Here is an 18,236-nt window from a genome sequence, read left to right on the forward strand (position 1 = left end):
CCATGCCCGCCATCTTTACTCCACATAAGACCACAGAGATCGAGAAGAAGAACCCTGGAACAGGGGGCAAACCACCTGTCGACCGGCGTCCTACCGGAGGTGGCGGTGACGGAGAGAATTGGGACAATCGGCCCAATGGTCGGCGCGGGCCACGCGAACTCATCACCCGATATCGGATGATGGTGCTCTTCGCTATGGCCGGTGACTTGATGTTCTTTGTAGCCTTGATCAGCGCATTCTTTGTACGGCAGGGCTCAGGACATATCGACCCGCGAAGCAATAACTACATTGCCGACTGGCATGCGATCAGCATTCCCTCTATCCTCTGGCTCAATACAGCAGTTCTTCTTCTAAGTACCTTCACTATGGAGATAGCCCGACGCCAGCTCTTTCGAGAGGTAGATGTAATGGATGAGTGGCTCGGTCTCGGTCGCCCTGTTACCAGACGAGCTGCTCCCTGGCTAGCCGCCACCCTTATACTCGGGTGCGCTTTCCTTGGAGGACAGTGGATTGCCTGGAACCAACTATGGAATGAGGGATATCACTTTTCTGCAACGCCAGCCGGATACTTCTTCTACCTCATTACCGGGGCGCACGGCTTACATCTGATTGTGGGGCTTATAGCTCTACTTACGGCAGTCATCGCCCTTTACAGGCTGAAGAAGCTGGAATACCGACAGATTGTTGTCGATTGTTCCGCCTGGTATTGGCACTTCATGGGGATCTTCTGGGGATTCCTGATGATCCTTCTGGTATTTGGACAATGAGGATCCTCCGTACGGGCCTGATCATCTTTCTCGTCCTCATACCTGCTGCCATGGCTTTAGGACAGGGTTGCAGTCTATGTCGGGACGCAACAGCCGGAAGCGCTCCAAGGGCACGTAAAAGCCTGCGACTGGCCATTCCGATCCTGGCAATTCCCGCCGCAGGCCTATTCACGACAATTCTTTACGTATCAGTCACCAACAAGACAAAGTCTAAAGAAGAACACTAGATTCAAGGCTTATCTTCTTCGGCTTCTGATAACTACAAAGAAAATATCGAGTAAATTCTGAGATTTACCTGATATTTCCTTATGTCAAAACAACTTCATTGTCCACAAATGCATTTCGAGTTATTCGCAATGCGTGGTTTTGAATATCCGCAGGCCAATCGCGAATCAGGATATCGAAATCGTCACGCTTCCCTGCATATAGGGCACGAAGCGCCTCTTCATATCCTGGAAGATTCCCCGCCATAACGGAAAGAAAGCGGCTCGCCGCATCTCTGGTTATATTGGCGCGCTGTTTTTCGATATCCCGGCTTCTGGCTTCGTCTACCAGCCTGCGAAGTGCGGCCGATGCGCCATTGGGCTGCTTCTCAAGCCAGCTCCAGTGACGTGGCAATAAAGAGATTTCGCGAGAGACCACACCCAATTTAGGGCGTCCTGGACGTGGTTGTGGTTCAGGAGGTAGTACGCGCTTCAGAACCTCCTCTACTGTTCCACGAAGATCGAAATCGACCTGTCCACCAGTCTCGTCTTCAAAAATCAGAAGCGGTGCGCCGGTGTTCTCGTCAAATCTGGCCTTTACCTGCGGAAGGACCGTCTTCAAAGGGCCAAAGGCAACAAGTTCTTGACCCGAAAAAGCTGTATACGTCTGTTCTTCTTGCATAATTTTATATTACCCGGGTAAATACGATAAGTCAATTTACACCCGGGTCAAACTGTTTAATTAAAAGGCACCACCACCAACAAAATGAACAATCTCCAGCTTATCCCCTTCGGAGAGGCTGCAGGTGTTCCAATCAGCACGAGGGACGATGTCGCCATTATGTTCGACGGCGACGCGATCCCCAGTCAGCTTCAGATGATCAATCAAAGCGGTCAGAGACGCCGCGGAGTCTAGTTTCGGAAAGCTCTGTTCCTTGCCATTGATCAGGAGTTTCATAACTTCTTCAGACTACCATTGTCTTTGCTTTTCTTGTGTATGGCACTTAGCCAATGAACCTTCGATAAACAATACTCCATGTGTGACTTAGTAGATTCCAGACCGCTACAAAGGACTAGAGATGGTGACCGCGCTCACAGCCGCTCTATAGTGCTTTTCTGTACATAAGAGAAGGCACATTCGGTGGAGGAGGAAGCCGAAATGGAGACGATGGAGCGAGGAGGGGGCGTCCTGCTAAGGGAAGGACGTGATTCCGCTTTCTTCATCCCTTCCGAAATGAAACTCTTCTCACTGGATGCAGACCCCAAAATCCCTCTCGAAGACCTATTTTCTTTAGCCTCCCAGAAATATCCGCTCTCGAATCAGCATTCGTCCGAAGCAGACACCGAGGAAAAGCGAGAGGCATTTTTTCCCATCTTGCAGGACGGAGAAACGGAGTCGCCTGTCAGGCGCAGAGCAAGGCTTGGCAGACTCACACTGATTATTAGCAGAGTCTGCAATCTTTCCTGCAGTTATTGCTACGTTGGAAATAGAAATCCGAGTTCGGAAGGATTGATGTCTCCGGACATGATCCGCGAGATTCTGCGTAAGCTGGTTCACCTGTACCCGGAAATCGAAGTTGTTCACTTCTTCGGTGGCGAACCGCTTATGAATCTGCCGGCCATCGAAGCTGCTACGGAGTTTCTGTCCGCCGCCGTCGACGAAGGTTATCTGAACCAGCTTCCACGCTTTGCAGTCACAACGAATGGAACGTGGTCCAATCCTCAGGTACTCGAGTTGCTCACCCGCTGGAATATGACCGTTACGGTAAGTTGGGACGGTACCCGTAATGTGCAAGATTCCTGTCGCCCATTGCGTTCGGGAGCTTCCAGCTATGAGCTACTGGCAAGCACCCTGGACCGCTTGAACAAAGCAGGGATTGAATTCGACATCGAGTGCACCTACAACGGCCATCATCGCAAGATGGGGATCGCAATTACTGACCTGATGAATTTCTTCTACGAGAAGACAGGCCAGCGTACGATTCACATCGCTCCGGTATTCCTACCGAAACCAGGTAGTTACGAGATGAGCCGAAGCTCCGACTATATCGATTTTGAGACTCTTGCCGAAGACTACAGAGAGGCAGCAAAGCTGTCTGTCGCAAATCTGGTCAAGGGTGAAGGGCCGGTTCTCGAATTTGCTCAACGTGTCATTGAACATCTCGCAGCAAGGATTCCGGCAAAAACATACTGCCCAGCTTTCTTCAGCCAGCTATCGATTGCCATGGATAGCTCGGTATTTCCCTGCTTCATGCTGGTGGGCCATAACGAATACCGTATGGGAAACCTTCTGCAGGAAACATTTCCGGGCAGCGCTTCCAAGGCGGTGCTGGAACGCTATTTCGAGGAATTTAGCGGCACCAATGAAGCTTGGTATTCATGTCTTTCGGAAGGCTGCATCGCTGGTGAATATCTGGTTACCGGCAATATGCGGGAACGAATCATGGCTCCTATGCAAAAGGCGATAGCTGAAGAATGTGTGCTGGGACTGGCACGGCAGCTGGGAGTCTCAAAACAAGTTCAATCCGACGATATAGGTCGAGAATTAGCAAGTGTAGAAACAGTGAAGGAGAAATAGAGCAATGCTTATCCAGGAAGAAGTAAAAGTCGTCGAGGTAGAACCATCCACGCTAAGGAAGCTGGTTAGCGGTACTAGCCGTCGCACCTCCGAAGCCAAGGGAGATGCCTGTGGTGGCAGCTGTGGACGTGGAGCCAACTGCAGCCCCCGTTCCGCTGAGATGGAAGCCATGCTCTGCGGCGCTGACTAAAGATTTCTCCTGTTCGGGGTTCTTTGGGATAACCAGCCATGCTGCTCTCCTAAAGAACCCCTTGAATTGAGAATTTGGCAACGTGCCAGCTTCCTCTTCATTTTCAGAAGGGAGAACAGCGGTTCAGGCTCATGGATTCGACTGAGTCAGTTTTCTGTATTGAAGCAAAAGCTTCGAAGGCAATCACGTCCTCAGTTGCAGAAGCTTCGATCTGTCCTCATGGGCATCAGTTCTGCCTTAGCTGTGGTGATTGCAAGGGGAATGACACCCCGGAATGCACTGAGGACAGAAAAACACCTGGCACTCCAAATTCGTAACAAAAATTATTATTTTGGATTCCCGTCCAGGATTTACGCCTCCCCGGTCAGACAGTTTTCTCACATCTTGCTCACAATGTGGGAACCATCCCTTTCTGATGAGCGAATAGCCCTACCTTAGTACCGCATGTACCTTCTTGAGCGCTTGACGCACGAAGGGCTTAAACCTAATCTCAGATAAGGAGATGACATCGTGATCTAGTTCACAACGGTGTCAACTTACTCCAAGCGTGAGCGATTTTAGGATGACTGCCCCCTATTACTGGAATTATCTGCCGTTGATGCTCCAAATCCTTGCTGCTACAGGGCTTGGACTGGGTATTATCTTGGCCTCGTGGTTTGTCGGACGGCATCGTTATTCAAAGGCAAAGCAGGCCACCTACGAATGCGGAATTGAAGCTGTAGGCGACGCCCGTGGGCGTTTTTCCGTTCGTTTTTATCTTGTGGCTATGCTTTTCATCCTCTTCGACGTGGAAGCAGTCTTCATGATGCCCTGGGCTGTGATCTATCGTCAGCTCCCGAGAATAACGGGATTGCCTATGTTTGGTTTCTGGGAGATGCTGGTTTACCTGGGCTTTGTCCTCGTTGGCTTCTTCTACATCGTCAAAAAAGGCGTACTCGACTGGGCTACGGACAAAGCAGACCTCTAAGCTGAATCATTCTTTGAGGTTTATGCTTGATAGGCACAGAAATGGGTGCATAGAAAATTTCCCGATCATGTTAGAAGGAGCATTGCTCTAAACGCCATGATTTCCCCTGCGTTGGACAAAGACAAGGTTCTTGCTGAGATGTCATCGCATCCAGCTGTAGCAGCAATCGGTACATGGAGGCCAGAAGCTCTTGCAGATGCAAGATTTGATCGTGAGGAACTAACACTCACGATCACACGCGACGATATTCGCGAGGCCTGCCGCACCGTCCAGAGTGCCGGATACAACTTTCTCGAAGATGTGACCTGCGTAGACTGGTACCCGAGTGAGCCACGTTTCCAGGTGACCTATCACATTCTGTCGCACAGGCTCAAGGAACGCCTTCGTCTCTGCGTCATGCTTGAGTCGCTGGACCCCAGTGTAGACAGCATTATTCCAGTGTGGCCATCAGCCAATTTTTACGAAAGAGAAGTCTTCGACCTCTTCGGTGTTCGTTTTCACGGGCATCCCAACCTACGGCGGATCATGATGCCTGACGAATGGGAAGGCCATCCTTTGCGCAAGGACTACCCTGTGGAGGGATATCGGTAATGGCTGAATATATAGCTCCTCCTGTGATGGAAGTCCACCAGCCGGAAGGTTCCGGCGATCAGACCATGATTCTGAACATGGGCCCACAGCATCCGTCAACTCACGGAGTATTACGACTGGTGCTGGAGATCGACGGCGAAATAGTCGTCAATCTTCATCCGGAGATTGGTTATCTCCATACCGGCATTGAGAAGACCTGCGAGGCCAAGTTCTATCAGCAGGTCGTGCCTTTAACGGATCGCATCGATTATCTGAGTCCCATGTCCAACAACCTGTGCTATTGCCTGGCTGTTGAGAAGCTCTTGGACCTTGAAATTCCTGAACGGGCCCAGTGGATGCGAGTTCTGCTCAATGAACTGACACGCTTGAATTCACATCTGGTATGGCTGGGCACCCATGCGATGGATATTGGTGCCTTGACGGTCTTCCTTTATACCTTCCGCGAGCGTGAAGAGATTCTGAAGATCTTCGAGCACGTAGCCGGACAACGGATGATGACCTCCTACTTCCGGATTGGCGGACTCGCTATGGAGCCGCCGCTCGATTTCTTCGAACGGGTACAGAAGCTTATTCGCATCATGCCGGAGAAGATCGATGAGTACCAGAATCTTTTAACTGGTAACCCGATCTGGGTGAACCGTCTGAAGGGCGTCGGACATCTCTCAACTGAAGATGCGATAGCCCTGGGAGTAACGGGACCTCCGTTACGGGCCTCCGGTGTGGACTGGGACCTGCGGCGCGATATGCCGTACTCAGGCTATGAGAAGTTCCAGTTCAAAGTTCCGGTCTCCAACGATGGAGACGTCTGGGCGCGTTACGTCCTTCGGCTGGAAGAGATGCGTGAGTCCGTAAAGATCTGCCAGCAGGCCCTCGATGGCATGCCGGGAGGTCCGATCAAGGCCGATGCTCCTAAAATCATCCTTCCCGATCGGGAAAAGATGAAGACGGAGATGGAAGCACTCATTCATCACTTCAAGATCGTTACTGAAGGATTTGCGGTACCGGCAGGACAGATCTATCAGGCTATCGAATCGCCACGCGGTGAAATGGGCTACTTCGTGGTCAGCGATGGCACGGCTAAGCCTTATCGCGTACACATGCGTAATCCATCCTTCGCAACGTTGCAAGCACTTCATGCAATGTGTGTGGGTAAGATGCTAGCTGATGTGGTTGCAGTGATTGGTTCGATTGATATCGTCCTGGGAGAGATTGACCGTTGAGCCCGGCAATCTCTGACAATACAGTCGATCGCGTTTTTCCTGAGCTTTGGGTTTCTTTTGCTTCTCTGCTGAAGTCCTATACTGCCGCGCACGGCTTGAATAGTGGAACAGAGGCAGAAGTCGAAAGCGATTCAGAGGCTATTGCGGTACGGGTACCGACTCGAGACCGCTATCTTCGGCTGGAGCTCCGCGGGGCCAACGGCATCTGGAAACGGGAAGACGGTTCGGAAGGCAGGTTGACCCTGCTATTAAACGGCAACATGGTAGTCGAAACGGGTACGGAAGAAGAAATGGATACGATTGCGGAACGATTAGCACGGGAGATCATGCGATGAGCACACAACAAGGCACTCTCTTTTCGCCGGAGTTGGCGGCTCGCTTCGACAAATTGGTGACTCTCTACCCACTACGTCGTTCGGCACTGATTCCCATGCTGCTCTATGCCCAGGACGAGAAGGGTTATCTTTCGGACGAGGTGATCGAGGAGATCGCCCAGCGAATCGGCATTACGGTATTGGACGTCCGTAATGTTATCTCGTACTACTCACTGTTGAGGACTAAACCTGTCGGCAAGTATCACGTGCAAGTTTGTACCAACATCTGTTGCAAATTGCGCGGTGCCGATCAGCTCTTCCAGCATTGCAAGGAAAAGCTGGGTGTCGAGAACAAAGAAACGACCGCCGATGGAGTCTTCTCACTGGAAGAAGTCGAATGTATTGGAGCCTGCAGTTGGGGACCGGCCGTACAGATCAACTACGACTACTACGAGAATCTAACTCCGGAAGAACTGGATAAGGTACTGGAGCAGTACCGCAAGAAGGAGCAGAGCTAAGCGATGCCAATTCTGGTCTCCCATCCCGATGAAGTAAGAGTGGTTTCGCTGCGCTTTGGCCAGGGAGCGACCAACATTGATAAGTACATCGAGCTTGGAGGATATGAGAGTGCACGCAAGGCTCTCGCGCTAGGCCCCGATGGAATTATCAATGAGATGAAGGCCTCGAACCTGCGCGGCAGAGGCGGCGCTGGCTTCCCTACCGGCATGAAGTGGTCCTTTGTCCCCAAGCAGAGCGAGAAGCCGAAGTACGTCCTGGTCAATGGCGACGAAAGCGAACCGGGTACATGTAAAGACCGGCTGATCTTTGAGCACGATCCTCACTCCGTGATTGAGGGTGTCATCATCGCGGGTCTGGCGATCAATGCAAAGATGGGCTTCATCTATCTGCGTGGTGAATATCGCTATTTGCTGAAGATCATGGAAAAGGCTATCGAAGATGCCTATGCCAAGGGCTTCCTGGGCAAGAACATCTTTGGTTCCGGCATCGATTTCGATGTTATCTCGCATACTGGCGCCGGTGCCTATGAAGTCGGTGAAGAATCGGCACTAATGGAATCTCTCGAAGGAAAGCGCGGCGTGCCACGTATCCGCCCGCCTTTTCCTGCAGTCGTTGGTCTCTACGGTGGGCCGACTGTTATCAACAACGCAGAAACCATTGCTACGGTACCTCATGTGTTCCGGCTCGGAGGAGCGGAATACGCCAAGATTGGCACGGAGCGAAATGGCGGTACACGTCTCTTCTCTGTCAGCGGACATGTTGAGAGGCCCGGGGTGTACGAACTGCCGATGGGCTACAACCTCAAGAAACTGATCTATGAGGTTGCCGGTGGTGTTCGTGGAGGGAAAAAGCTAAAAGCCGTAGTACCTGGTGGATCGTCAACACCTGTATTGCTTCCCGAAGAGATCGACATAGGCCTCGACTTCGATCAAGTAGCCAAGGCCGGTTCCATGCTTGGTTCAGGTGGAGTCGTTGTCATCGATGAAAGCGTCTGCATGGTGGAGTTCGCTCTTCGCACAATCAAGTTCTATCAGCATGAGAGCTGCGGCTGGTGTATTCCCTGTCGTGAAGGCACTGATTGGCTAAAGAAAACTCTGACCCGTTTCCATGCAGGTGCTGGAGTCAATAAGGACATCGACAACATCCAATACTTGGCGCAGAACATGCTAGGACGCACCTTCTGCCCGCTTGGCGACGCAGCAGCGATGCCTACTATTGGTTTCATTAAGAAATTCCGTAAGGAATTCGAGGACCACTTGGACGGTAAGCCCTGTCCCTACGCTCACCACACCGAACCGGTGCTGGTGTAAGGAACGACGCAAAATGGCTGACGTAACTTTCACTGTTGACGGCAAGAAACTCACGGCACCCGCAGGCACTCTACTTATCGACGCCTGCCGTAAGGCCGGAATCGAAATCCCCTCGTTCTGCTACTATCCGGGGCTTTCCCTGCAGGCTGCTTGCCGCATGTGCGTTGTGCGCTTGGAGAAGGTCCCCAAGCTGCAGACGGCATGCACTACTCCTGTAGCCGAAGGCATGGTGGTCACTACCGAAAGCGAAGAGATCGTTCAGGCTCGCAAAGCTACTATCGAATTGTTGCTGGGTAACCACCCGTTGGACTGTCCTGTCTGCGACGCTGGTGGTGAATGCGAACTGCAGGACATGACCTTCAAATACGGTGCTCCGGAATCGAAATATGTCGAGATCAAGCAGCACCGCGAAGAACAGCAATGGTCTCCTGTCGTTTTCTATGATCGTCCCCGTTGCATCCTCTGCTATCGCTGTATTCGCGTCTGTGGCGAAGGTATGGACGTGTGGGCCTTAGGAATCCAGAATCGCGGCTCCTCTGCTGTAATTGCACCGAACGAAAAAGACCATCTGGCCTGCGAAGAATGCGGCATGTGCATCGATATCTGCCCGGTCGGCGCATTGACCAGTGGGTCGTACCGTTACAAGACCCGTCCATGGGAGATGAATCACGTTGCCACGGTCTGTACGCATTGCGGCGATGGATGCAAAACCACCCTTGGAGTACGCAGCTCTGCTGACGGCACAGAGATCATCCGCGGAGACAATCGCGACAAGAGCGGAATCAATAACGATTTCCTTTGTATCAAAGGCCGTTACGCATTCGATTTTGCCAATCGTGAAGATCGCTTAACCAAGCCTTTGATCCGGCAAGCAGACGGGAAGTTCGCCCCTGCTACATGGGAACAGGCTCTAGACTTTGCAGGCAAGAGGCTACGCGAGATCCATGATGCCAAGGGTGGTGAGGCAATTGGTGTTATCGGCTCCAACCGAACTACCAACGAAGAGAACTATCTTTTGCAGAAGTTTGCCCGGACGGTGTTAGGGACAAATAACATCGATCATCACCGCACGGCAGATTATGCGACCTTTGCTTATGCGCTGGCGGGCCAGGGAAACAGGATTGCCTCCCTGCGAGATACCGGGACAGCACCGGCGATTCTGCTGATTGGGAACAATCCGACCGAACAGCATCCAATGTTGGCCTGGAACCTGCGCACAAATGTTCGTTTGAATCGTGCACGACTCTACGTAGCAAACCACGAGAATATCAAGCTTCGCCGCCAGGCTAAGGCGACAATCGATATTCCGCAGGATGGCTATGCTGCGCTTGTCGGCTATTTAGCGGGTAATGATTCCGCACTGCAAGGCAAGAACGGCATTGCAGCTTTTCGCGATGCAATCCGCAATGAGCCTAACCTGCTGATTGTCTTTGGTTCTGAGTATCGGGGCAAGGATATCGAAAGTCTGGTCAAATTTGGATTGGGTCTTCCCGATACGAAGTTCGTATGTTTGGGAGATTATGCCAACTCACGTGGTGCTGCCGACATGGGGCTCTTCCCTGACCTCTTGCCCGGTTACGCTCCCGTGACCACTCCCGGAGTCTTTGCCAGCGAATATCCTAGTCTCCCAGGCAAGCCGGGACTGAATCTCGTCCAGATGATGGATGCAGCTGGACGCGGAGAATTGGCGGCCTTGTATGTCGTAGGTTCAAATCCGGTTGGACGATACGGTATTGATCCGGAATCACTCAAGAATACCTTCCTGATTGTTCAGGATATGTTCATGACTGAAACGGCAGCGCTAGCTGACGTTATACTTCCGGCGACAAATCTCTACGAGAAAACAGGAACAGTCACAAATACATTTGGCGACCTGCAATTGGTAAAGAAAGCCGCCGATCAGGCGGGAGTACGTCCCGACTTCGAACTGATCGTGCGTCTCGCTGATCGCTTTGGCGGCAACATTCGTCAGTTGGTTCCATTTGGACAAAAGAGCAGCGTCCAGGCCGACTTAGGACAATCCCGTGGGGCCCAGTCCGGAGAGGCGGATCGTCATGCCGTCTGGCTCGCTGCAAATGGGCTGGAACCTAAATTGAGCCCCTTCGATCCTCTGGCCATCTTGGATGAAATCGAACGTCTGGTACCGGGATATCATCTGGACCGGCTTAACCTGTTGGCTGGAAATGACGTTCATGTTGAACCTGTAGTATCCGAAGTTACAGCACTGCCTGCACGTAAGGATTTGGTCCTTCCCGCAGAAGATTCGCTCTTCAGCTCGGGAACACTAGGCCGTTACAGCAAGATCCTGCACCAGGTAATGGAATCACATGCGGATAAGGCAGCAGAAACCGCTGTTGACTAGAGCATTCTTTAAGGTTTTGGTAGAGTCTCTTTCCGGCATGACCAAGGTCATAGCCGATAGGTCAAAGGCTCTCAAACGGAATTGAAGCTGTACACGATATTAGGCTGAAGTTTATTCATGATTTTCGAGCCAAGAATCTATTGGAAGAAAGTGTAGCGAGGCGTGAACCCATTTCTTCTCTTCGTACTGCTGAGCGTGTTGAAAGTAGCGGTGGTGACGGTCGTCTTGTTGACGGGCGTTGCCTATACCGTCCTGCTTGAGAGAAAACTCGTAGGCCGTATCCAGAACCGTTGGGGACCCAGCCGCGTAGGTCCCTTCGGACTCTTCCAGCCATTGGCAGATGGAATCAAACTCTTTCTGAAAGAGGATTTGATTCCGTCCAATGTCTACAAGCCCCTCTACATCCTGGCACCGTTAATTGCCTTGGGCTGCTCCCTGATGTCCATAGCCGTTGTTCCTTTCGGACGACCGCTATATTACAAGGACTCGGGCGTGAATTTTTTCCAGATTTCCGATGTAAATATCGGATTACTGGTGATGTTGGGAATCACTTCCGTTGGCGTCTATGGCATCGCCCTTTCCGGTTGGAGTTCGAACAACAAATATTCATTGCTGGGTTCACTCCGTGCCAGCGCGCAGGTCATCAGTTACGAATTGGCATTAGGGCTTTCTCTAGTTGGAGTGGTTCTACGTGCTGGATCTTTGAAGCTGAGCGTAATCGTCTCCAGCCAGTCGGCACACGGGTTACTCTCCTGGAACTTCTTCGGAGGCTTTCAATTTGTCGCCTTCTTCGTCTATCTGATGGCTGCTTATGCCGAAACTAACCGCGCCCCATTCGACCTCCCAGAGGCCGAGAGCGAATTGACGGCTGGTTATCATACCGAGTACAGCTCCATGAAGTTTGCCATGTTCTTCATGGCCGAATATGCCAACATGATCATGGTTGGTTGTGTAGCGACACTTCTCTTCCTCGGTGGCTGGAATAGCCCCTTCGGCAACCTGATCCCGGAATTCGGAGGACCAATAGTTCAGGCTCTTCTGCCTACTTTCTGGTTCGTCTTCAAGGTGTTTACCTTCCTGTTTCTCTACATCTGGGTACGTGGAACGCTTCCGCGTTTCCGCTATGACCAGCTGATGAGTTTCGGATGGAAGTTCCTGCTGCCGTTGGCCATAGCCAACATCATAGCGACCAGTCTTTGGCTGGCATGGAAATGAGTTACAATGCTGGATTTGAGACAGCATCTGTTACCTCTTTGTATAAACGGCGTTCGGGCCTTTTCACTTTGCGTTTTCTACTTGTGAGCGACTGACGACCATGCATCTCGTTCTTTTTTTGATCTTCGGTGGATTATGTGTAGCAGGCGCGTTGAACCTGCTATTTCAACCCCACCCAATTAACAGTGCGCTGTCGCTCATCGTAGTGATGACGTCGCTGGCTGTTCTATATCTGCTATTGGGTGCTGAGTTCCTGGCAGCTGCACAGGTTATTGTCTACTCCGGCGCCATCATGGTGCTCTTTACCTTTGTCATCATGTTGTTGAATGCCGGCAAGGAAGAACGCACCAGTGGCAGCCGCGCAGCGTACTTAATCGGCATTCCAGGATTAGCAGCTCTCTTCTGTCTACTGAGCTTTGTCTTTCTCTCGGAGCGGAGTCACCTTGCTAGCGCTCGCCTCGGAGACTACATCGTTACTACCGAGCAGCTTAGCGAGGTTCTCTTCACCAGCATGCTGCTGCCCTTCGAAGTAACTTCAATTTTGATTTTGATTGCCATCCTGGGAGCCGTAGCTCTGGCAAGAAAGGAGCACTAAGAGAATGGTTCCTATCTCCTATTACCTGGTGTTGGGTGCAATCCTCTTTTCGATTGGTGCCGGTGCTTTTCTTATCAAGCGCAACCTTATTACCGTCTTCATGTCCATCGAGTTGATGTTGAACGCGGTGAACCTGACCTTTGTGGCCTTCGCCCACCAATGGCACCTGCTCAAAGGACAGATCTTTGTTTTCTTCGTGATGGTGGTAGCTGCAGCAGAGGCTGCGGTTGGTCTCGCGATTATCATCGCCATCTTCCGTTCACGGAACACGCTTAACGTCGACAGCGTCGACCTGATGAAACTATGAACGATTCCCAGCATCTTTGGCTGATTCCCCTGCTGCCTTTCGCAGGATTCGTGGTAAACGGACTCCTGGGCCGCAAGCTCCCCCGCCTGCTGGTCTCGGCCGTTGCCTTGTTCGCCACGCTGATTCCCTTCTGCGTGGTGCTCGATATTGCATTGCACTTCCGGTCGCTGACATTACCCTATGTCGAACGACTCTCGATCCCATGGATTCAGGCAGGCAGCTTCCGTGCTGACTTTGCCTTGTCGCTCGACCATTTGACGTTGGTGATGTTGCTGGTTGTAACCGGAGTAGGATTCCTGATCCACATCTACTCGGTCGGCTACATGGCAGAAGAAGATGGTTATTGGAGATTCTTCTCTTATCTGAACCTCTTCATGTTCTTCATGTCGGTGCTGGTGCTTTCGGAAAACTTCTTGCTGATGTTCGTCGGCTGGGAGGGCGTTGGACTCGCATCGTATCTGTTGATCGGCTTCTACTATTTACGAAACTCTGCAGCCGATGCAGGCAAAAAGGCGTTCGTGGTCAACCGTATCGGCGACTTCGGATTCCTGCTTGCCATGTTCCTGCTTATTGCACACTTCGGCACGCTGAGCTTTAGCACCATAAGTACACAGATTGCCGCACATCCCGAGTGGCAGGGCGGTTTCCTGACAGCAGTTGCAATCTTCCTGGTTCTGGGCGCCACCGGTAAATCGGCGCAAATTCCACTCTATGTCTGGTTGCCGGACGCCATGGAAGGCCCGACTCCAGTTTCAGCCTTAATCCACGCTGCAACCATGGTCACGGCTGGCATCTACATGGTGGTCCGTACGCATGCAATCTTTGATCGCTCGCCGTTGGCGCTAGGTATCGTTGCGGTCATTGGAGCAGCAACGGCATTTTTCGCTGCCAGCATCGGACTGGTACAAACGGACATTAAACGCGTACTCGCCTATTCCACTGTTTCGCAGTTGGGATACATGTTCCTGGGCTGTGGAGTCGCGGCCTACTCGGCAGCAATCTTTCACCTGGTCACACATGCCTTCTTCAAGGCACTGCTCTTCCTTGCAGCCGGATCGGTAATCCATGCCCTAGGTGGAGAACAGGATCTCCGGGTAATGGGCGGCCTTCGAAAGAAGATTCCTGTCACCTTCTGGACTATGACGGCAGCGGTCTTTGCTATTGCAGGATTCTGGCCCCTCGCCGGTTTCTTTTCGAAAGATGCAATTCTCTTCGCTGCCTATCAATCCGGACGCGGTGGTGTTTGGCTGTGGGCGGTAGGGATCATTACAGCTCTGATGACCTCTTTCTATATGTTCCGACTCTGGTATCTGGCTTTCTTCGGCGAGAGCCGCACTCCAGAGGCGCATGTCGATTCCGAACATGGAGGAGGACAGCTTACACATGGGCATGCCCACGGCGTTCACGAGAGCCCCTGGATCATGCTTGCTCCACTCGTGATTCTTGCCATTCTTTCTATCTGTGGAGGATGGATTGGCAATGAACGATTTGGAGAGTTCCTGAACCCTGCTATTTATGGCACGGACCACTTGGGCACGACACCACAGACTTCAGGGATTTCCATGGAGTTGGTATTCAGTATCTTTGCTGTCGCTGTTGCGGCCTTGGGCTGGTTCTTTGCCTACATGTTTTATCGTCGCAATCCCGAGTTGCCCAAGAAGCTGTCTAGTAGCTTCAAAGGCATTTACAACATGCTCTGCGGTAAGTACTGGGTAGACGAGATCTACAGAGCCCTTATTGTTGCGCCCCTGCTCTTCGCTTCTCGCTATTTTCTTGGAGCAGTGGACTGGGGAATCTCCGGTTCGGCTCAATTTCTGGCAATCACGGCGCAGGGTGGAGGTTCGGTTCTGCGTAGGATTCAGTCCGGCAATCTGCGTTCCTATGCAGGTTGGTTAGCAGCCGGAGCAGCCGTTGTGCTCTTGCTGGCTTATTTCGGACACGGCACGTACTTGAAGATTCGATAGAGAGTAAGGAAGATATTCGTGCTGAACGAACACATATTGACGCTTGCAACGTTTGTGCCCACTGCCGGCGCGGTAGTAGTGACGCTGCTTCCCAGGCGTGGCCGCATCATTCAGGGCTTTACCCTGTTGGTCACGCTGCTTACTTTCGCGCTTACGCTGCATTTGCCTGGCCACTTCAATTACGAGCAGACAGGCTTTCAGTTTGAAGAAAATTCCCCATGGATAGCCAATCCAGCCATCCGCTATCACCTTGGTGTCGATGGCCTGTCGATGTGGCTGATGGTACTAACCGGATTCCTGGCGCCTTTAGGAGTTCTGGCCTCGTGGAAGGTTATCGAAGGCAGAACGAAGGAGTTCTACTTCCTCTTTCTGTTACAGCAAACCGCAATGTTAGGCGTCTTTGCCGCTCTTGATCTCTTGCTCTATTACGGCTTCTGGGAGCTTTCCTTGATCCCTATGGCCATTCTTATCTCGCTCTTCGGACGAGATAAAGGAACAAAGGCGGCGATCAAGTTCTTCGTCTATACCTTTATTCCCTCTGCCCCGTTGCTGGTAGCAATCCTCTACCTGTACGCGAAGACTGAGACCTTTGATTTCGTTCAGCTAAAGCAATTGCTCGTGACCGGAAGTTTCTCCAATTGCTCCTTATTTTGGATGGCTCTCGCCTTCCTCTTCGCTTTCGCTGTAAAGGTGCCAGTTTTTCCTTTGCATGGATGGCTCGCGGATACCTTCAGCGAAGCTCCAACTGCTATGGCAATGGTGGTCGCAGGCAAACTTGGCCTTTACTCAATTCTGCGCTTCAACCTCGGTCTCTTCCCTGAACAAGCACGTGTGTTTGCTCCCTGGATGATTGCACTGGCAGTGATAGGCATTCTCTACGGAGCGCTTCTGGCCCTGGTCCAAACAGACATGAAGCGGCTCTTTGCCTATTCCACGGTAAGCCACCTGAGTTTCTGCACTCTGGGAATCTTCTGTTTCTCGACCTCCACGCTGGATGGTGCCGTCTACCAGATCCTCAATCACGGTGTTTCCGCTGGCGCTCTTTTCATTCTGCTGGGCATTATTTATGAGCGTTATGGAACCTACGACATGGGAGTCTTCGGGGGGCTGGCATCGCGTCTTCCTCACCTTGCAACATTGTTCGTCATCACGACGCTCTCGCTGATCGGACTACCATTACTGAATGGGTTCGTTGGTGAGTTTTTGATTCTTTCCGGAAGCTTTGGAGTTCACTCCCGTTGGGCTGCTGCAGCAACTATCGGGGTTATCCTCAGTGCCGGATACATGCTCTGGATGGTGCAGCGGATTTTCTATGGCCCGCAATCTCCACTCGTGCACGGACACGATACGCATGACATGGTAGTACGCGAGCATTTGGCTCTCTGGCCGATGGCTATTGTCATGCTGATTATGGGGGTGGCTTCCCCCTACTGGATGAGAGCTATTGACGGCGCTATGAACCCTCACTCTAGTCCGCAAAAACAGATCATCATGGTGCAGAACGCCGGAGGAGCACGATGAACACCTTACCCGATATTCTGCGCATTCTGCCCGAAGTAGTCCTCACCGTTACTGGCGTCCTTATGATGCTGATCGATGCATCCATGCCAAAGGCAATCTGCCGCAAGAGTATGGGATGGCTGGCAGCCGCAGGAACACTCGGTGCCCTCTGGGCCAGCCTGTGGCTAATGCATCAGCCAGCTGGAACAGCCTATTACGGAACCGTTCAAACAGATGCTTTTAGCGGATTCTTCCACGTCCTTATTTGCGGTATTGTGCTTGCAGCAATTCTCGTATCACTCGATTCCGTTCCATCGACGACGCATCACCTTGGTGAATACTTCACGTTAATCGTCTTCGGGGCAACAGGAATGTTGCTGATGTCGAGCGCAATGGAGCTGCTCGTCGTCTTCATCGGCCTCGAGATATCGTCGATCTCAACCTATATTCTTGCCGGATATCGTAAGGAAACCGCAAAGAGCCCTGAATCTTCGATCAAGTACTTTCTGCTCGGATCCTTTGCTACAGCTTTCTTCCTTTACGGTGTGGCTTTAACCTTCGGCACCACCGGTACGACAGAAATCGATAAGATTGCTGCGGCACTACCGAACTCCACAACTCCGACCTTTGCTTTTCTGGCTTTGGGCCTCATGATCATCGGACTGGCCTTTAAAGTTTCGGCAGCTCCTTTCCATGTCTGGACCCCAGACGTCTATGAGGGAGCACCTTCGCCTGTTGTCGGATTGATGTCCACGGCCCCTAAAGCAGCGGCTTTCGCAGTTCTGTTACGCATTACTTATCAGGCATTCCCTTTGTTGCACGAGCACTGGTCGTCACTGCTCTGGTTGATCGCAGCAATCTCAATGACGTTGGGTAATCTCGCGGCACTTCGTCAGCAAAGCGTTAAGCGTATGCTGGCCTACTCCTCGATTGCTCACGCCGGATATCTGCTGGCCGCCTTTACCTCTTTTGGTCCCGACGGAATCGCAGCCGCGACCTTCTATGCTGCTTCCTATGCAGCAATGAATGTCGGAATTTTCGCCGTGGTCAGCCATGTCGGAGAATATGACGATCGGCTAACGCTGATCTCCGATTTTCAAGGCTTGGCCTACCGTTCCCCCTTGCTCTGCGGAGCTATGGGCTTTTTCCTGATCTCTCTCATCGGAATTCCCTTCACTGGCGGGTTCTTCGGCAAGCTCTATGTCTTTACAGCAGTATTGAAATCGGGTGCCGTGTGGCTGGCAATCATTGGATTACTGAATAGCGGTGTTGCAGCTTATTACTATCTGAGGCTGCTGGTAACGTCGTTCTCCAAACCTGCCGAAGAGCTTCCATTACGCGAGATGCCACGTCCTGGCTTTGCCCTGCTTCTCGCTTTAGTCCTAACCGTAGCGACAACCGTCATTCTCGGTATCGTTCCTGGCAAAGTTCTACAAGCTGCGAGGGCTGCTGCTGGAACCTACCCGGCGAGTTCCGGAACTATAGCTCCCCCGCCTCCGGTCTTAAGTCAAAAGTAATTCTGTCTCTTGTTCCTTGCCCTACAGATCCCAAGCTTGCATGTTGGTGAATCCGTAGGGCAAATGAATTTCTGCATAGCCCCAACTGCTAAGTTCAGCATTCATATGCGCTTCCAA

18 protein-coding genes are annotated in these 18,236 nt (G+C 51.8%); 16 read left to right on the forward strand and 2 right to left on the reverse strand.

Annotation, left to right across the window (positions count from 1 at the left end):
- The first annotated feature begins 2 nt into the window (after positions 1-2).
- Entirely contained in the window at positions 3-767 is a 765-nt protein-coding gene (locus tag AC6I7T_RS03090; RefSeq protein WP_497791832.1) for a cytochrome c oxidase subunit 3, read from the forward strand.
- 306 nt (positions 768-1,073) lie between these two features.
- On the opposite strand, the gene AC6I7T_RS03095 is transcribed toward AC6I7T_RS03090, so the two are convergent.
- Positions 1,074-1,652 carry a DUF2239 family protein gene (locus AC6I7T_RS03095; RefSeq protein ID WP_497791833.1) on the reverse strand — a complete coding sequence of 193 codons (579 nt, stop codon included), beginning with the start codon at positions 1,650-1,652 and terminating at the stop codon, positions 1,074-1,076.
- Positions 1,653-1,712: 60 nt separating this feature from the next.
- Positions 1,713-1,928: a sulfur carrier protein ThiS gene (thiS, locus tag AC6I7T_RS03100; RefSeq protein ID WP_497791834.1), complete on the reverse strand. Its 216-nt coding sequence runs from the start codon at positions 1,926-1,928 to the stop codon at positions 1,713-1,715.
- Positions 1,929-2,204: 276 nt separating this feature from the next.
- Here thiS and AC6I7T_RS03105 point away from each other — a divergent pair, with 276 nt between their 5' ends.
- From AC6I7T_RS03105 to AC6I7T_RS03175, 15 genes are all read left to right on the forward strand, one after another.
- Complete coding sequence (locus AC6I7T_RS03105) at positions 2,205-3,548, forward strand: radical SAM protein (protein WP_497794550.1); 1,344 nt, start codon at positions 2,205-2,207, stop codon at positions 3,546-3,548.
- A gap of 4 nt (positions 3,549-3,552) precedes the next feature.
- Positions 3,553-3,738 (forward strand): hypothetical protein, encoded by a 186-nt coding sequence (locus AC6I7T_RS03110; RefSeq protein ID WP_497791835.1) that lies wholly within the window; start codon positions 3,553-3,555, stop codon positions 3,736-3,738.
- A gap of 562 nt (positions 3,739-4,300) precedes the next feature.
- On the forward strand, positions 4,301-4,705 hold the full coding sequence (locus tag AC6I7T_RS03115) for an NADH-quinone oxidoreductase subunit A (RefSeq protein ID WP_497791836.1): 405 nt from the start codon (positions 4,301-4,303) through the stop codon (positions 4,703-4,705).
- A gap of 96 nt (positions 4,706-4,801) precedes the next feature.
- Positions 4,802-5,296: an NADH-quinone oxidoreductase subunit C gene (locus tag AC6I7T_RS03120; RefSeq protein ID WP_497791837.1), complete on the forward strand. Its 495-nt coding sequence runs from the start codon at positions 4,802-4,804 to the stop codon at positions 5,294-5,296.
- Positions 5,296-6,516, forward strand: coding sequence for an NADH dehydrogenase (quinone) subunit D (gene nuoD / locus AC6I7T_RS03125; RefSeq protein ID WP_497791838.1), 1,221 nt, complete (start codon positions 5,296-5,298; stop codon positions 6,514-6,516). The genes AC6I7T_RS03120 and nuoD overlap by 1 nt, the downstream gene beginning before the upstream one ends.
- Positions 6,513-6,851 carry a transcriptional regulator gene (locus AC6I7T_RS03130; protein ID WP_497791839.1) on the forward strand — a complete coding sequence of 113 codons (339 nt, stop codon included), beginning with the start codon at positions 6,513-6,515 and terminating at the stop codon, positions 6,849-6,851. Before nuoD ends, AC6I7T_RS03130 begins: the two co-directional genes overlap by 4 nt.
- A complete protein-coding gene (locus tag AC6I7T_RS03135) occupies positions 6,848-7,348 on the forward strand; it encodes an NADH-quinone oxidoreductase subunit NuoE family protein (protein WP_497791840.1) in 501 nt (166 codons plus the stop codon). The genes AC6I7T_RS03130 and AC6I7T_RS03135 overlap by 4 nt, the downstream gene beginning before the upstream one ends.
- Before the next feature lie 3 nt (positions 7,349-7,351).
- Positions 7,352-8,659, forward strand: coding sequence for an NADH-quinone oxidoreductase subunit NuoF (gene nuoF / locus AC6I7T_RS03140; RefSeq protein WP_497791841.1), 1,308 nt, complete (start codon positions 7,352-7,354; stop codon positions 8,657-8,659).
- Positions 8,660-8,672: 13 nt separating this feature from the next.
- The gene (locus tag AC6I7T_RS03145) at positions 8,673-11,021 is read left to right on the forward strand and encodes a molybdopterin-dependent oxidoreductase (RefSeq protein WP_497791842.1); all 2,349 of its coding nucleotides are present in this window, start codon (positions 8,673-8,675) and stop codon (positions 11,019-11,021) included.
- A 162-nt stretch (positions 11,022-11,183) separates the two neighbouring features.
- On the forward strand, positions 11,184-12,236 hold the full coding sequence (nuoH, locus tag AC6I7T_RS03150; protein WP_497791843.1) for an NADH-quinone oxidoreductase subunit NuoH: 1,053 nt from the start codon (positions 11,184-11,186) through the stop codon (positions 12,234-12,236).
- 100 nt (positions 12,237-12,336) lie between these two features.
- Positions 12,337-12,831, forward strand: coding sequence for an NADH-quinone oxidoreductase subunit J family protein (locus tag AC6I7T_RS03155; protein ID WP_497791844.1), 495 nt, complete (start codon positions 12,337-12,339; stop codon positions 12,829-12,831).
- A 4-nt stretch (positions 12,832-12,835) separates the two neighbouring features.
- Positions 12,836-13,138 carry an NADH-quinone oxidoreductase subunit NuoK gene (gene nuoK, locus AC6I7T_RS03160; protein WP_497791845.1) on the forward strand — a complete coding sequence of 101 codons (303 nt, stop codon included), beginning with the start codon at positions 12,836-12,838 and terminating at the stop codon, positions 13,136-13,138.
- Positions 13,135-15,102 (forward strand): NADH-quinone oxidoreductase subunit L, encoded by a 1,968-nt coding sequence (gene nuoL / locus AC6I7T_RS03165; RefSeq protein WP_497791847.1) that lies wholly within the window; start codon positions 13,135-13,137, stop codon positions 15,100-15,102. The genes nuoK and nuoL overlap by 4 nt, the downstream gene beginning before the upstream one ends.
- Before the next feature lie 18 nt (positions 15,103-15,120).
- On the forward strand, positions 15,121-16,623 hold the full coding sequence (locus AC6I7T_RS03170) for a complex I subunit 4 family protein (protein WP_497791849.1): 1,503 nt from the start codon (positions 15,121-15,123) through the stop codon (positions 16,621-16,623).
- Positions 16,620-18,119 carry an NADH-quinone oxidoreductase subunit N gene (locus AC6I7T_RS03175; protein WP_497791850.1) on the forward strand — a complete coding sequence of 500 codons (1,500 nt, stop codon included), beginning with the start codon at positions 16,620-16,622 and terminating at the stop codon, positions 18,117-18,119. Before AC6I7T_RS03170 ends, AC6I7T_RS03175 begins: the two co-directional genes overlap by 4 nt.
- Positions 18,120-18,236 lie beyond the last annotated feature (117 nt).

Source organism: Humiphilus diazotrophicus, assembly GCF_059726315.1.

Excerpts from the sequence above, each read along its gene's own strand:
- nuoL (WP_497791847.1), top strand. The coding sequence starts at position 13,135 with ATGAACGATTCCCAGCATCTTTGGCTGATTCCCCTGCTGCCTTTCGCA.
- AC6I7T_RS03115 (WP_497791836.1), top strand. The coding sequence starts at position 4,301 with ATGACTGCCCCCTATTACTGGAATTATCTGCCGTTGATGCTCCAAATC.
- AC6I7T_RS03095 (WP_497791833.1), bottom strand. The coding sequence starts at position 1,652 with ATGCAAGAAGAACAGACGTATACAGCTTTTTCGGGTCAAGAACTTGTT.
- nuoK (WP_497791845.1), top strand. The coding sequence starts at position 12,836 with ATGGTTCCTATCTCCTATTACCTGGTGTTGGGTGCAATCCTCTTTTCG.
- nuoF (WP_497791841.1), top strand. The coding sequence starts at position 7,352 with ATGCCAATTCTGGTCTCCCATCCCGATGAAGTAAGAGTGGTTTCGCTG.
- AC6I7T_RS03135 (WP_497791840.1), top strand. The coding sequence starts at position 6,848 with ATGAGCACACAACAAGGCACTCTCTTTTCGCCGGAGTTGGCGGCTCGC.
- AC6I7T_RS03110 (WP_497791835.1), top strand. The coding sequence starts at position 3,553 with ATGCTTATCCAGGAAGAAGTAAAAGTCGTCGAGGTAGAACCATCCACG.
- AC6I7T_RS03090 (WP_497791832.1), top strand. The coding sequence starts at position 3 with ATGCCCGCCATCTTTACTCCACATAAGACCACAGAGATCGAGAAGAAG.
- AC6I7T_RS03175 (WP_497791850.1), top strand. The coding sequence starts at position 16,620 with ATGAACACCTTACCCGATATTCTGCGCATTCTGCCCGAAGTAGTCCTC.
- AC6I7T_RS03105 (WP_497794550.1), top strand. The coding sequence starts at position 2,205 with ATGAAACTCTTCTCACTGGATGCAGACCCCAAAATCCCTCTCGAAGAC.
- nuoD (WP_497791838.1), top strand. The coding sequence starts at position 5,296 with ATGGCTGAATATATAGCTCCTCCTGTGATGGAAGTCCACCAGCCGGAA.
- AC6I7T_RS03155 (WP_497791844.1), top strand. The coding sequence starts at position 12,337 with ATGCATCTCGTTCTTTTTTTGATCTTCGGTGGATTATGTGTAGCAGGC.
- AC6I7T_RS03120 (WP_497791837.1), top strand. The coding sequence starts at position 4,802 with ATGATTTCCCCTGCGTTGGACAAAGACAAGGTTCTTGCTGAGATGTCA.
- thiS (WP_497791834.1), bottom strand. The coding sequence starts at position 1,928 with ATGAAACTCCTGATCAATGGCAAGGAACAGAGCTTTCCGAAACTAGAC.
- AC6I7T_RS03145 (WP_497791842.1), top strand. The coding sequence starts at position 8,673 with ATGGCTGACGTAACTTTCACTGTTGACGGCAAGAAACTCACGGCACCC.